The sequence below is a fragment of the Klebsiella sp. 4_1_44FAA genome (assembly GCF_000238715.1).
Classification (GTDB): domain Bacteria; phylum Pseudomonadota; class Gammaproteobacteria; order Enterobacterales; family Enterobacteriaceae; genus Klebsiella; species Klebsiella pneumoniae.
This window is the reverse complement of sequence record NZ_JH414798.1, coordinates 1-13,979: the sequence shown is the minus strand read 5'-3', so window position 1 is coordinate 13,979 and position 13,979 is coordinate 1. Positions and strand designations below refer to the sequence as shown.

The window sequence follows — 13,979 nt, the reverse complement described above, 5'->3', positions numbered from 1 at the left end:
GGTTACCAGCGTGGAATTGTCGTCGTCACGTCGCCATTCTGCGCGCGCTGACGCATAAAGTGATCCATCAGAACGATCGCCAGCATCGCCTCAGCGATCGGTACGGCGCGGATGCCGACGCACGGATCGTGACGCCCTTTGGTGAGCATCTCCACTTCTTCGCCAAAGCGGTTAATCGTATGACCGGGAACGGTAATACTGGAGGTAGGCTTCAGCGCGATGTTGGCAACGATCTGCTGGCCGCTGCTGATGCCGCCAAGAATGCCGCCGGCGTGGTTGCTCTGGAACCCGGCTTTGGTGATCTCATCGCGGTTTTCGCTGCCGCGCAGCTTCACCACCTCGAAGCCGTCGCCAATTTCCACCCCTTTCACGGCGTTGATGCTCATCAGCGCGTGGGCGATATCGGCATCCAGGCGGTCGAAGACCGGCTCGCCGAGGCCTGGCGGTACGCCGTCAGCCACTACCGTCACTTTCGCGCCAATGGAGTCGCCCTCTTTTTTCAGGCCGCGCATCAGTTCATCCAGGGCGTCGATTTTATCCGGGTCCGGGCAGAAGAAGGGGTTCTGCTCAACCTGATCCCAATCTTTGATGGCCAGCGGAATATCGCCCATCTGCGTCAGGCAGCCGCGAATGACGATGCCGAACTTCGCGGCAAGGTATTTTTTGGCAATCGCCCCGGCCGCTACGCGCATCGCGGTTTCGCGCGCAGAAGAACGACCGCCGCCGCGATAGTCGCGCAGACCATACTTTTGCTCGTAGGTGTAATCGGCGTGGCCCGGACGGAACAGATCTTTGATCGCGCCGTAATCCTGCGAACGCTGATCGGTGTTCTCAATCAGCAGACCGATACTGGTCCCGGTGGTAACGCCTTCGAAGACGCCGGAGAGGATTTTGACCTGATCCGGCTCGCGACGCTGCGTGGTGTAACGCGAGGTACCCGGGCGACGACGATCGAGGTCGTGCTGCAGGTCGGCTTCGGTCAGCGGGATGCCCGGCGGCACGCCGTCAACGATGCAGCCCAGCGCCAGACCGTGCGATTCGCCGAAGGTAGTGACGCGAAAGAGTTGTCCAATTGTATTTCCTGCCATCACGGCTCCAATCTTTTTCGTTATGTTGGCGTGTTGTTTTTTTAGTCTTTATAAATACCGAAGTGCGCACGGGCGTCAATCAGCTGCTGTTTGGTCAGCATAAAGACCCCGTCGCCGCCGTTATCAAACTCAAGCCAGGTAAACGGCACATCCGGATACTGCTCCATCAGATGTACCATGCTGTTACCGACTTCACAAATCAGAATCCCGTCGTCGCTGAGATAATCCGGCGCGTTGCCGAGGATACGGCGCGTTAACTTCAGGCCGTCGCTTCCGGAGGCCAGCCCCAGCACCGGCTCATGCTCATACTCTTCCGGCAGATCGGCCATGTCCTCTTCATCGACATACGGCGGATTGGTGACGATCAGATCGTACTGCAGCTTCGGCAGATCGCGGAACAGGTCGGAACGGATCGGCGTCACGTGATGGATCAGGCCGTGGGACTCAACGTTGTGCTCGGCGACGGCCAGCGCGTCCGGGGAGATATCTACCGCATCGACTTCCGCCTCCGGGAAGGCATAGGCGCAGGCGATGGCGATGCAGCCGCTACCGGTGCACATATCAAGGATGTGCTGCGGCTTATGGTTAATCAGTCCGGCAAACTGGTTATTGATCAGTTCGCCAATCGGGGAGCGCGGCACCAGCACCCGCTCATCAACGTAAAACTCATGCCCGCAGAACCACGCTTTGTTGGTCAGATAGGCGACGGGAATACGCTCGTTCACGCGGCGAATCACCCGCTCTACAATGCGGTGTTTCTCGCTGGAGGTCAGGCGCGCAGTGCGCATGTCTTCCGGGATATCCAGCGGCAGATACAGTGAAGGCAGCACCAGCTGTACCGCCTCGTCCCACGGGTTATCAGTCCCGTGACCGTACCAGATATTAGCAGCGCTGAAACGGCTTACCGCCCAGCGCAGCATGTCCTGAATGGTATGCAGCTCATTGACTGCCTCATCAACAAAAATTTTATCCACGACATCCTCCAGGGCACACTCTGCTATAAATTCGGCGGCTAGTGTGCCATGAAGACGGCGATAAATCAGCATTCTTGCGATAAGGGGCGGGGGAAAAAACAGGTTTTCCTTGCCCGAAGGGATATTGAGTCGGGTAAACTAGCGCAAAGTATGAATGAGAGCGGACAATGAAAAAGAAGACATCGCTTAGCGAGGAGGATCAGGCGCTGTTCCGTCAGCTGATGATCGGCACGCGGAAGATCAAACAGGACACTATTGTTCACCGCCCGCAGCGCAAGAAAATTACCGAGGTTGCTCCTAAGCGTTTGCTGCAGGAACAGGTCGATAACAGCCACTATTTTTCCGATGAGTTTCAACCGCTACTGAATACCGAAGGCTCGACGAAATATGTCCGCCCCGACGTCAGCCATTTCGAGCTGAAAAAGCTGCGCCGTGGAGATTATTCGCCGGAGCTGTTCCTCGATCTGCATGGGCTTACCCAGCAGCAGGCCAAACAGGAGCTGGGCGCGCTAATTGCCGCCTGCCGCCGCGAGCATGTGTTTTGCGCCTGCGTGATGCACGGGCACGGGAAACACATCCTCAAACAGCAAACCCCGCTGTGGCTGGCGCAACATCCGCATATTATGGCGTTTCACCAGGCACCAAAAGAGTACGGCGGTGACGCCGCACTGCTGATATTGATTGAGGTCGAGGAGTGGCAACCGCCGGAGCTGCCGTAACGGCGGGCTCCGGGGGGCCGTCAGATGGCGTTGGCCATCTTGAGGTTGCAGGGGCTTTTTTGCCAGAGGAACTCACCTTTGCCGTCGGCATCCAGCGTCACGCAGGCGATAGCCGAGGTGGTGAACATCGGGGGCGTTTCCCCCGGACACAGCTCTGAGACCAGATACCCCACCAGCGGCAGGTGGGAGACAACCAGCGCCGTCGCCACGCCTTCATTCGCCAGCGCCTGCAGATAGGCGCTCACCATTCCCACATCACCGCACGGCGTGAGCTCCGGCATCACGTCGACATGTTTCGGCAGGTTCATGCACTCCCCAACAATATCCAGCGTCTGTTCCGCACGCAGATAGGGACTGACAAGAACGCGCTCAATATCCACTTTTTGACCTTTCAGCCAGGTTGCCATCTGACGAGACTCATCACAACCGCATACGGTTAATGGACGAACCGAGTCACTGGCTGCATCGAGGGCAGCGTCGCCGTGACGCATAATAAAAACTTGCATATTGCACCGCTTTTGTTAACCAGAAGCACCGTAGTTTGGCCTGCGAAGACAAAACGCAGGTGACCCGGTGGCCGGGCATTGTGCCTGATCCATTCCACGAATGAAACGCTGTTTTTTACCTCAATGGCGTAAGTATAGTCAATCATTGTTTACAAAACAGCCAATCAACAGCGTCGTCCGCAGCCGGATTTACCTTCTTTGACCACAACTTAGGTCAGCCGTTCATCCGCTGGCCAAAAGGTGGTCCCCTGTTCAGCCATGCGTAATAAAGTGTCACAGGGTGTAAAACGTGGGCCGAACTGGGCGGCCAGGCGCTGCAGGATCGCGGCAACTTCACCCGCGCCGATAGTATCCATATACCGGAACGGGCCGCCAAGAAATGGCGGAAACCCTATACCAAAGACGGCGCCGATATCGCCATCGCGCGCGCTCCGGATAATCTGCTCATCAAAGCAGCGCGCCGCTTCGTTAAGCATCATCATCACACAGCGCTCCGCCACCTGCTGCGCGGAGAGCCGCGACTGCGGGCGGCCGATGCCGAGCAGCGGATAGACTGCCGGGTCGGGCCGTTTTTTGCTTTTACGCCCTTTTGTCTCATAAAGATAGAAACCACGATTATTTTTTCTGCCTTTGCGATCGTCCTTCAAAATCGCGTCAATGATGTTTGCAGGCGGGCTAAAACGTTCTCCAAACGCGCCCTCCAGCACGGGGATAATTTTGGTGCCGGTATCGATACCCACCTCATCCAGCAGTTGAATTGGCCCCACCGGGAAACCGAATTTAACCAACGCGTTATCAATGACTTCAATCGGTTCGCCTTCCACCAGCAGGCGCATCGCTTCATTGATATACGGCGCGAGGATACGGTTCACATAGAACCCCGCTTTATCTGCGACAACAATCGGCGTTTTCCCCTGCCGTTTAGCCAGCTGCACCACGGTGGCGATAGTCTGCGGGTCGGTTCCCTTGTGCGGGATCACCTCAACCAGCGGCATTTTTTCCACCGGACTGAAAAAATGCAGGCCGATTACCTGCCCCGGGCGGCTGGCGTGAGCGGCAATATCGCCGATTGGCAACGATGAGGTATTCGACGCAAAGATGGTCTGCGGCCCGCCGTATTGTTCCACTTCGCTGACCATCCGCTGTTTGAGAGCCAGGTCTTCAAATACCGCCTCGATCACCACATCGCGATGAGCAAAGCCCTGATAGTCGGTAGTGCCGGAGATCAGCGCCATCTGACGATCGCGCTCCACTGGGCGCAGTCGACGCTGACGAACCTGTTTATTCAGCAGATCCCAGCTGTACTTTAAGGCGTGGTTGATGCCACGCGGCTGGATATCTTTAATCCGCACCGGCAGCCCACCCTTACAGGCGGTCACATAGGCGATCCCCCCGCCCATCAAGCCACCGCCCAGTACTGCAACGCTTCTCAGCGAACCGGGGCCCGCCTCGGCGCCAGGGTCTTTTTTCAGATCGGTACTGGCAAAGAAGATCGATCGCAGCGCCTGCGACTGCGGGCTCATCGCCAGTTCGCCAAATGCGCGCGCCTCTTCAGCGTATCCGCTGCTGCAGCCATGGGCCAGACCATTCTCGACGACCTGCAAGATTCGCTTCACCGCCGGGTAATTTCCCTGCGTTTTGCGCTGCGTTTGTTTACCGACAAACTGGAATAACAGATGGCGCCCCAGAGGCCCTGCCAGTACGCGTTCACGAACAGGCACCTCCCGGCTGGTCGGTCGTCCCTTCAGCGCCAACTCCACCGCCGCCTGCAGTAAAATCGCCTGCGGCACCACCTCGTCCACCAGACCAGCCTTCAGCGCCTGCCGCGGCCGCAGCTGCTTGCCGGTGAGCATCATATCCAGCGCGGTGCTGACCCCGATCAGCCGCGGTAAACGCTGCGTCCCGCCGGAACCCGGCAGCAGGCCAAGCTGTACCTCCGGCAAGCCGAGTCGGGTTTTTTCGTCATCGCTACAGATACGGCCATGACAGGCCAGCGCCAGCTCCAGACCGCCGCCAAGGCAGGCGCCGTGGATAGCGGCAATCACCGGGATCGACAGGCCATGGATCTCAGCCATAATCTGCTGTCCCTGGCGCGCCAGCGCTTCCGCCTCCTGCGCGCTGCGGCAGCGGGCAATCATGTTGATATCAGCGCCGGCGATAAAGTTATCCGCTTTGGCGGAGATAAATACTACGCCGCGCACTGACTTATCGTCACGTAACTGGCGTATCAATCCCCGTACCTGACTGCCAAATTCGGCTTTCAGGGTATTCATTTTTTCACCCGGGGCATCAATGGTGATCACCGCGATTTTGTCCGCACGGACCTCAAGCTTAAAAGCGGAAACAGTATCCATTATTCAGCCTCCACGATCATCGCCGCACCCAGACCACCTGCCGCGCAGGCCGTCACCAAACCAAATCCCCCGCCCCGTCGCCGCAGCTCATGCAGCGTCTGGGTGATCATCCGCGCGCCGGTGGCGGCGAAGGGGTGACCGTAGGCGATAGAGCCGCCGAGGACGTTAAACTTGCTTTCATCTACCTCACCGGTGGCCTGCGAGCGGCCCAGCACCTCGCGGGCAAAGCGGTCGCTTGCCAGACACTGGAGATTGGCCAGCGTCTGCGCGGCGAAAGCTTCGTGCATATCGATAAGCGTGAGATCCGCCAGCGTCAGGCCAGCGCGCTCCAGCGCCAGCGGCGTGGACCACGCGGGCCCCAACAGCATATCCTGCCAGACGTCGATGGCGGTAAAGGCGTAGCTGCGCAGATAGCCCAGCGGCCTCAGCCCCAGCTCTTTAGCCCGCGACTCGGTCATCAGGATCACCGCTGCCGCGCCGTCCGTCAGCGGCGTACTGTTGGCGGCGGTGACGGTGCCATGTTTGCGGTCAAAGGCCGGGCGTAACTTCTGATAATCTGCGAGCGTTGAATTTTTACGAATATTGTTGTCCTGCTCGAGCGGTTCGCGGAAAGGGGGAGCATAGGCGGTCATCACCTCTGCGGACAGTTTACCCTCTTCCCAGGCTTTCGCTGCCAGCTGGTGCGAACGATGCGCCAGGGCATCCTGTTGCTCGCGGGAGATCCCCCAGCTTTTCGCCATCTGCTCGGCGGTATCGCCCATCCGCAATCCGGTTGAATATTCAGCCACCGCCGGGGGGACCGGCAGCAGGTCGCGTGGCCGCAGACGGGAAAACAGCTTCAGCTTTTGGCTCAGCGTGCGTGCCTTATTGGCATCCACTAGCGTGCGGGCCAGCGTTTTACTGACCCCAATGGGCAGGACAGAGGAAGAGTCGGCGCCGCCGGCAATACCGGCGCGGATGGTGCCGGCCATCAGGCTTTCAGCGACGTTCGCCACGGCCTGGAAACTGGTGGCGCAGGCGCGGCTGACGCTATAGGCGTCGGTATGTACGCTCATGCCGGTACCCAGCACAATTTCCCGGGCGATGTTCGGCGCTTCCGGCATCTGCACCACCTGGCCAAAGACCAGTTGCTCGATGACTTCGGCAGGAATGTCGCTGCGCGCCAACATCTCGCCAACTACCATTTTTCCTAAATCAATGGCCGGAACGCCATGAAAAGCCGTAGCCTGACGAGCAAATGGCGTGCGTAGCCCCGTGACAATGGCAATGCGATCGCCCTGACGGGTGATAAGCGGTAATGCCTGACTCATAACACTCCCCTGTTAACCAAGACAACCAAGTGGTCTGACCTGATAACATTCTTAACTAATTTTTTACATTAAGCCAATCGGAGAAGCGCAAAATTGCGAGCCAAAACACAGTGAAAAGAAAAGGAAACGCCCCTTATCAGGGGCGTCGAGGGGGAAGGATTAACGTAAGCCCAGCTGGAAGATCAGGGATTCTGCTTCGCAGCTGAAAACAAAATCGATATCCAGCTGCACACCGCCGTCAACGTCAGTGAAGGTTGGGTTAATTTGGCACGGCTCAGATTCGACATTGCGGGCTTTTTCGCTTAACGCGGCGAGCGTTTGCTCGGCTTCAGCGCGGTTGGCGAATACGCGGCTGTAGGAGGCGGTGCAGTCGGTGTTGTCAACAATCGTGCCAACATCCATACAGCAGCAAACCGGGGTTTCATCAGCGCTACATTTACTCATCGTAGATTTCCTCTGGAGATGCACCTTCGGTGCCAGAAAAATTATGTGCCTATTTTACGCCCTGTCCCCGGTGAGCCTCCAGCCGAGAATCGCTCTGCCGGCGTTAAGTGACAGAAATCACACTTAAAAATGATCTAAAACAAAAATCCCCTTCTGTCCCCCTTGCTCTCTCCGAGATTTTTGCCAGCTGGATCGCGTTTCTGTTATCACAATTGAAAAACTTCATAAACATACTTGCAACAAATCATCTGGTCAGACCTATACTCAGCGCACTGGTCTGATTTCTTGGTTGTACCGCAGACCCTACACTCCCGCGCTTCTGTTACGGCATGTAACATAGTTTAAAAAAAATAACTCAATGAGGTTATGGGCATGAGCCAGAAAACCCGCTTTACCCAATCTGCCCTTGCAGTGGCTGTCGCACTTGTTTCCACCCAGGCCTGGTCAGCAGGCTTCCAGCTCAACGAATTCTCTGCATCGGGGCTGGGTCGTGCCTATTCCGGTGAAGGGGCGATCGCTGACGATGCTGGTAATGCCAGTCGTAACCCGGCATTAATTATGATGTTTGACCGCCCGACCATGTCGGCGGGCGCCGTGTTTGTCGACCCGGGCGTTAATGTTTCGGGCACCTCTCCCACCGGCAAGAGCCTGAAAGCAGACAATATCGCCCCGACGGCGTGGGTGCCCAACTTCCACTTTGTCGCGCCGATTAACGACCAATTTGGTTGGGGGGCGTCTATCACCTCTAACTATGGTCTGGCAACAGAGTATAACGATGATTATGCGGCCGGCAGCATGGGCGGTAAAACCGACCTGACCACCGCGAACTTCAACCTGAGCGGCGCCTACCGCCTCGACAGCAACTGGAGCTTCGGCTTAGGCTTTGACGCGGTCTACGCCAAGGCGAAGATCGAGCGCTATGCAGGCGATCTGGGGCAGATTGTCGCAGGCTCTGGCGCGCTGCCGCCGGCGCTGGCGGGCCAGGTAGCGAAGATCCCGGCCGACACGCAGATCGCCCATCTTAATGGCAACGCGTGGGGCTTCGGCTGGAACGCCGGGATCCTCTATGAGCTGGATAAGAATAACCGCTACGGTTTAACCTACCGTTCTGAGGTCAAGATCGACTTCGACGGTAACTACCGCAGCAGCCTGCCGGCGGCCTATAACCAGATCCTCGGCAACTTCGGCCTGCCGGCGGGCACCAGCGGCCAGACGACAAATGGTTCGCTAACCCTTAACCTGCCGGAAATGTGGGAGCTGTCCGGCTATAACCGCGTGGCGCCGCAGTGGGCGGTCCACTATAGCCTGACCTACACCAGCTGGAGTCAGTTCCAGGAGCTGAAAGCCACCGGCAGCAACGGCCAGACGCTGTTCTATAAAGAGGAAGGCTTCAAGGACGCCTATCGTCTTGCGCTGGGGACCACCTATTATTATGACGATAACTGGACCTTCCGTACCGGTATCGCCTTCGATGACAGCCCGGTGCCGGCTAATAACCGCTCTATCTCTATTCCGGACCAGGATCGCCTGTGGCTGAGCGCGGGTACCACCTACGCGTTCAATAAAGATGCCTCGGTTGACGTCGGCGTTTCATACATGCACGGGCAGCATGTTGAAATTAAGGAAGGCCCGTATACCTTCCGTTCCGAAGGAACCGCCTGGCTGTACGGCGCTAACTTCAACTACCGCTTCTGATAAGCAGCGCGCCACAAAAAAGGGTGAACATTATGTTCACCCTTTTTTTATCATTCGCCGATCACTGTGAATCGATATCCTTCAGCTCATCCTGAATAGCCTGAGCATTCGGGTTGTCCGCCGGGGTCAGCTTACCGCCGTTGGCGATAAAGTCATGACGCTGGAAGTAGGCTTCACGCATCAGAATGTAAGGGTCGGAAGACTGGCGCAGCAGGCCGTCGGAATCCAGCAGCTGAGCACGTGTCTCAATCCCTTCCACCGCCCATTTACCGATCGACATCGGCCAGGTCAGCCAGGAGAGCACCGGATACAAGCCATCGGCCATATCGCCGCCTTCGTCGCGCAGGGTAAAGCTTCCATAGAACGGCAACTGAACATACGGGCCATAGCCAACGCCATAATGCCCAAGCGTACTGCCGAAACGATGTGGCTCAACCCGCTGTAGCTGCGGATTCGCCATCCCGGCCACATCGATAAGCCCACCCATACCGAGAATGGTGTTCAGGAAGAAGCGGGTAAAATGCACCATACCTTTATAGGGGTCGCCCTGCAGGAAGTAGTTCACCATCACTGCCGGCTCTTCCAGGTTACTGGTAAAATTGCTTAACCCGTTGCGCGCCGGCTGTGGGACGTAGTCGCGCCATGCCACCGCGACGGGGCGAAGCACGTAAGGATCAACCACGTTAAAGTTGAAGTTAAACATCGTGCGGTTAAACCCTTCTAACGGGTCTGAGCGCCCCTGCGGCCGATCGCCAGAGCTGGAACTGGCACATCCCACCAGCAATGTGGCGCCAAGCGCAAGCGCCGACAGGCGATAATTCATAGATGTCTCCCTGGTTTTTATGGCTATCGCGAGTTGCCATCCATGACGGAAAGACAACGCTTCCGCCCGTAAAGATGTGAGCGATTGTAACAGCACGTTGAACGATGTCTATATCACCCAAGTTGTTGATTTGATCTTAGCCTGGGAATAACGAAATCGCGGGGCTCCTATTCTACCGGAGCGACAAAAATCTGACGTTACCATTTTTGCGATTTCAGAGTATGCCCAGCCAGACGGCAGGGAAAGCCGCTACGCTATAACTATACAGATTGATAGCGAGGGCCACGAAATGGATGAACTAGACAATAACAAATTAAAGGCAGAGGATGACGAAAGAGAAGTGGAAAGTGAGGAAAATCAGCGTGGTGAAGAGATCGAAGTAAATGAAGATCGCCTTCCCTCGCGGGCGATGGCGATCCATGAACATATTCGCCAGGAAGGGGAAAAAGAGATGGAGCGCGATGCGCTGGCCCTGCTATGGTCAGCGATTGCGGCCGGCCTGTCGATGGGGGCCTCCCTGCTGGCGAAGGGAATTTTTCACGTCAAACTGGAGGGGATCCCGGGAGGTTTTTTGCTGGAAAACCTCGGCTACACCTTCGGCTTTATTATCGTAATTATGGCCCGCCAGCAGCTGTTCACTGAAAATACGGTCACCGCCGTTCTGCCAGTGATGCATAATCCCACCCTCGGTAACGTCGGTTTGCTGATGCGGCTATGGTCGGTGGTGCTGGCGGGCAATCTCATCGGTACCGCGGTGGCCGCATGGGCCTTCAATTATATGCCTATTTTTGATGAGCCAACCCGTCAGGCCTTTGTCAGCATCGCCGAAGACGTAATGAAGAACAGTCCGACAGAGATGTTCGCTAATGCGATTATTTCCGGCTGGCTGGTCGCCACCATGGTCTGGATGTTTCCTGTCGCCGGTGCCGCCAAAATCGTGGTGATTATTCTCATGACCTGGCTTATCGCCCTGGCGGATACCACCCATATTGTGGTGGGCTCGGTCGAGATCCTTTATCTGGTGTTTAATGGAAATCTGCCCTGGAGCGACTTTATCTGGCCGTTCGCCCTGCCGACCCTGGCGGGAAATATCTGTGGCGGGACCTTCATCTTCGCACTGCTGAGCCATGCGCAGATCCGTAACGATATGAGCAGCAAGCGAAAAGCGGAAGCCCGCGCCCAGGCGGCGGAGAAAGGGAAAAAGGCCGACCGGGCATAAAAAAAGCGCCCTGAGTGGCGAGGGTTTAAGCAGTCAGACGGTATGGCTCTTACTCAGGCGGGCAAAAAACGCTATACTCGTGCCGCCTTGTCCCCTTAGTTAAATGGATATAAATTTAAAATAAGACAACACAATGTTTTTATTGAATTTATGTCCATTTAAATTTTCATTTAAGTACACAAATATGTACACAAAATATTTTCTAAAAGTCAGATTACAGGGCTATCGTCCTGCCTCAAGTCGTTGATCGCGTGCGTAGCCACCCCCAACACTTCAACATCTTCCATCGCCTCCCCTTCTATCGATTCACCTTCGACAGTGATAAAAGAACGCCCCATCAATTTTGCAAACTGCAGTTCGCCAGCCAAGCGGATAAGCAGGACGCTTCCTTGCGTCACCTTCAGCGATAAATCGAGAACGACATAGCCGCGATCAGTCTCTATAATCTGAGAGTTCGCGCCAATGTTGCACGCAGCCGTGACAGTCAGAGCAGACTCAATATAATCAGCAGCAGGTGAAGGAAAATAGCTGGCAGTCATTACATCACCCTCCCCATGTTCCGCAGAATCCACAGCCGGTTCTCCGTGTGATCCGGCGTCTTATCAGCAAAGCACGACTGATAGCGCTCTATCCAGCGGTTAGCCTCAGAGTGTGAGAAGTGAATGCCGCGCTGCTGTAATGACGAAACGAAATCTCGTGTATGTAAGTATTGATATCCCTTTGAGTTGCGTAAAACTGACTCGCGAAATGCCTGGTTAATGTCTGTTTGTCTAAGCACGATCTTACCTCGCATAAACGTCGCGGTAGGGATACCCGTTACCGGATACCCCCCGCACAGATCCCGGCGTGCGCGATTTACGCACCGGGCTCCTGCCTCGGGTGTCTGGCGGTGAACCGCTCCACAGGCCATGGATGAAGAACCCGAACCCTTGGTAGCCATGCGGCTGCCAGTTTGTTTGCTTTCGTCCAGGTCGTATCATCCTTCTGGCTCCTGCGCCTGAGCGCCCGGCGCCAGAGGTTTGTTACGTGTGTCCTGAACTTCTGCATGGTGGGGAAGTTGCCCGGTACCGAGTGATAGTTCAGGTATCCCTGAACCACTCTCCTGAGCCATTTTCCCTGTTCGGGGATTGAGTAATGCCAGCGCCTTCGCAGACCGTCTTTGATGGCTTTCAGAGTTGCCGTCATCCGATCCCGGCGGGTCTTTCGTATCAGCATGAACCTGCCGTTGCGATCTTTCCCGCTGATGTGCGTGAACCCGAGGAAGTTGAACGTTTCTGGTTTGCCTTTTCCCCTGATGGCACGGTTTTCGGCAGCGAAGCGGCCGAACTCCATCAGACGGGTTTTCTCCGGGTGAACCGTGAGTCCGAACTCCCTCAGTCTGCGCTGCATGGCTATACGGAAGCGCCGGGCATCGTATCGTTTGTCGAACCCGATGACGATGTCATCGGCGTATCTGACCATTACCACATTGCCTGTGGCATAGCGACGTCGCCACTGATGCGCCCACAGATCGAAGACGTAGTGGAGGTATATGTTTGCCAGCAGCGGTGAGATGACCGCACCCTGTGGGGTGCCTTCCTCCGTTGCTCGCCATTGACCCTCCTCCGACGTCCCGGCTGTGAGCCACTTACGTATGAGCCTGATTACCCTCCGGTCGCCGATCCGATGCTCTGTGAACCTGATCAGCCATTCGTGGCTCACCCTGTCAAAGAACTGACTGATGTCGGCATCCAGTACCCAGTTTACGTTAGTGCGTACCAGCCCTGTGGCCAGTGCGTCCAGTGCATCGTGCTGGCTTCGCCCGGGTCTGAACCCGTATGAGAACCCCATAAAGTCGTTTTCATAGACTGCGTTCAGGATTTTCACCAGCGCATACTGGACGATCTTGTCCTCCAGCGAGGCGATGCCGAGCGGGCGTTGTTTTCCATCCGCTTTTGGGATGTAGTGACGCCTGCCGGGCTGCGCCCTGTAGCTGCCCTGATGTAGCCTCCGGTGCAGATCTGTTATGTTGTTCTTCATGTTTCCGGCGTAGTCCATCCACCTGATGCCATCCACTCCGGCGGCCGCTTTCCTGCTCAGGGAGAGGAATGCGGCTTCCAGTGCTTCGACTGTCAGCAGGTGGAACAATGCTGTAAACCGTTCTTTCTTCCGCTGCTTCGCAGCTTCCCGCACGCGTGACAGCCTCTGTGACATGCTTTCCCGGCTCTGTGTCCGGCGCATGTGTGGCTGTTCCGCGTTCCCCTTGGCCCCGCTCCTTCGCTCCACTGACTCCGCTCCTTTCGGGTTGTTCGCCTGCTTCGCCGCTACTATGAGCGAGTCCGACTTCTCCTCTCCGTACATCACCGGCTATGACTCCTCGTCTTCCCGGTGCGGGCCATCCCCGACACTGGCAGATGGTCAGAGGGGAGATCTCCCGGTTCCCGCGTAGAGATCGTATTGACATGCCAGGGTCTCAGACCCCGCCGGGTCCATGTGGCACTCGCAGTATCGCACCCTATGATGTTGCCTTCCGTTAACAGTACAACGTCGGCACCCGGTAATTTAATATACATTTCGTGGCTCAATGGCTGGCCTGTCAACACCCCTGTCAACGCTTCACCCCATACCTCGCGGTATGCAACGCATGACTCGGGGACCTTGTGGATTGCTGGTCCTTCAATGGTCGGGGACTTTCACCCCTTGATCTCTACCGGTCTCCCGGCGCACACTGTATATATATACAGTTTCAAGCGAGGGGAAAATACGATGAAGTTCATTCCTGCAGTATCAGAAGCCAGCATAGTAAAAATTCCTTTGTTCACAGAGCGATGCCCTGCGGGTTTTCCGTCACCGGCTGCGGACTACACT

13 protein-coding genes and 1 pseudogene are annotated in these 13,979 nt (G+C 56.4%); 4 read left to right on the top strand and 10 right to left on the bottom strand.

Annotated features, from left to right (window positions below):
* Positions 1–2 precede the first annotated feature (2 nt).
* Positions 3–1,088: a chorismate synthase gene (aroC, locus tag HMPREF1024_RS25275; RefSeq protein WP_009307370.1), complete on the bottom strand. Its 1,086-nt coding sequence runs from the start codon at positions 1,086–1,088 to the stop codon at positions 3–5.
* 41 nt (positions 1,089–1,129) lie between these two features.
* Positions 1,130–2,062, bottom strand: a complete 933-nt coding sequence (prmB, locus tag HMPREF1024_RS25280) for a 50S ribosomal protein L3 N(5)-glutamine methyltransferase (RefSeq protein WP_002913346.1) — start codon at positions 2,060–2,062, stop codon at positions 1,130–1,132.
* Between the two features lie 167 nt (positions 2,063–2,229).
* On the opposite strand from prmB, the gene smrB reads away from it, so the two are divergent.
* Positions 2,230–2,781, top strand: coding sequence for an endonuclease SmrB (gene smrB, locus HMPREF1024_RS25285; protein ID WP_009307369.1), 552 nt, complete (start codon positions 2,230–2,232; stop codon positions 2,779–2,781).
* A 20-nt stretch (positions 2,782–2,801) separates the two neighbouring features.
* On the opposite strand, the gene sixA is transcribed toward smrB, so the two are convergent.
* From sixA to HMPREF1024_RS25300, 4 genes are all read right to left on the bottom strand, one after another.
* Positions 2,802–3,287 carry a phosphohistidine phosphatase SixA gene (gene sixA / locus HMPREF1024_RS0125330; RefSeq protein ID WP_002913355.1) on the bottom strand — a complete coding sequence of 162 codons (486 nt, stop codon included), beginning with the start codon at positions 3,285–3,287 and terminating at the stop codon, positions 2,802–2,804.
* Positions 3,288–3,496: 209 nt separating this feature from the next.
* Positions 3,497–5,641 (bottom strand): fatty acid oxidation complex subunit alpha FadJ, encoded by a 2,145-nt coding sequence (gene fadJ, locus HMPREF1024_RS25290; protein ID WP_004149220.1) that lies wholly within the window; start codon positions 5,639–5,641, stop codon positions 3,497–3,499.
* On the bottom strand, positions 5,641–6,951 hold the full coding sequence (gene fadI / locus HMPREF1024_RS25295; protein ID WP_002913358.1) for an acetyl-CoA C-acyltransferase FadI: 1,311 nt from the start codon (positions 6,949–6,951) through the stop codon (positions 5,641–5,643). Before fadI ends, fadJ begins: the two co-directional genes overlap by 1 nt.
* A 159-nt stretch (positions 6,952–7,110) precedes the next feature.
* A complete protein-coding gene (locus tag HMPREF1024_RS25300) occupies positions 7,111–7,395 on the bottom strand; it encodes a YfcZ/YiiS family protein (RefSeq protein WP_002913359.1) in 285 nt (94 codons plus the stop codon).
* Positions 7,396–7,767: 372 nt separating this feature from the next.
* Between HMPREF1024_RS25300 and fadL the strand changes: the two genes are divergently transcribed.
* Positions 7,768–9,090 carry a long-chain fatty acid transporter FadL gene (gene fadL, locus HMPREF1024_RS25305; protein WP_002913360.1) on the top strand — a complete coding sequence of 441 codons (1,323 nt, stop codon included), beginning with the start codon at positions 7,768–7,770 and terminating at the stop codon, positions 9,088–9,090.
* A 61-nt stretch (positions 9,091–9,151) separates the two neighbouring features.
* Here the strand turns inward: fadL and mlaA are convergent, their stop codons facing one another.
* Positions 9,152–9,913 (bottom strand): phospholipid-binding lipoprotein MlaA, encoded by a 762-nt coding sequence (gene mlaA, locus HMPREF1024_RS25310; protein ID WP_002913362.1) that lies wholly within the window; start codon positions 9,911–9,913, stop codon positions 9,152–9,154.
* 289 nt (positions 9,914–10,202) lie between these two features.
* On the opposite strand from mlaA, the gene HMPREF1024_RS25315 reads away from it, so the two are divergent.
* Entirely contained in the window at positions 10,203–11,132 is a 930-nt protein-coding gene (locus tag HMPREF1024_RS25315; protein ID WP_004149224.1) for a formate/nitrite transporter family protein, read from the top strand.
* Between the two features lie 209 nt (positions 11,133–11,341).
* Here the strand turns inward: HMPREF1024_RS25315 and HMPREF1024_RS25320 are convergent, their stop codons facing one another.
* The 3 genes from HMPREF1024_RS25320 to ltrA all read right to left on the bottom strand — a co-directional run bounded on the left by HMPREF1024_RS25320 (position 11,342) and on the right by ltrA (position 13,475).
* Positions 11,342–11,671: a hypothetical protein gene (locus tag HMPREF1024_RS25320; RefSeq protein WP_009307368.1), complete on the bottom strand. Its 330-nt coding sequence runs from the start codon at positions 11,669–11,671 to the stop codon at positions 11,342–11,344.
* Positions 11,671–11,910: a hypothetical protein gene (locus tag HMPREF1024_RS31610; RefSeq protein ID WP_064185257.1), complete on the bottom strand. Its 240-nt coding sequence runs from the start codon at positions 11,908–11,910 to the stop codon at positions 11,671–11,673. The genes HMPREF1024_RS25320 and HMPREF1024_RS31610 overlap by 1 nt, the downstream gene beginning before the upstream one ends.
* Positions 11,911–11,987: 77 nt before the next feature.
* Complete coding sequence (gene ltrA / locus HMPREF1024_RS25325; RefSeq protein WP_004178082.1) at positions 11,988–13,475, bottom strand: group II intron reverse transcriptase/maturase; 1,488 nt, start codon at positions 13,473–13,475, stop codon at positions 11,988–11,990.
* Positions 13,476–13,877: 402 nt separating this feature from the next.
* On the opposite strand from ltrA, the pseudogene HMPREF1024_RS28110 reads away from it, so the two are divergent.
* Positions 13,878–13,979 (top strand): annotated as a pseudogene (locus tag HMPREF1024_RS28110) (peptidase); the annotation flags it as partial.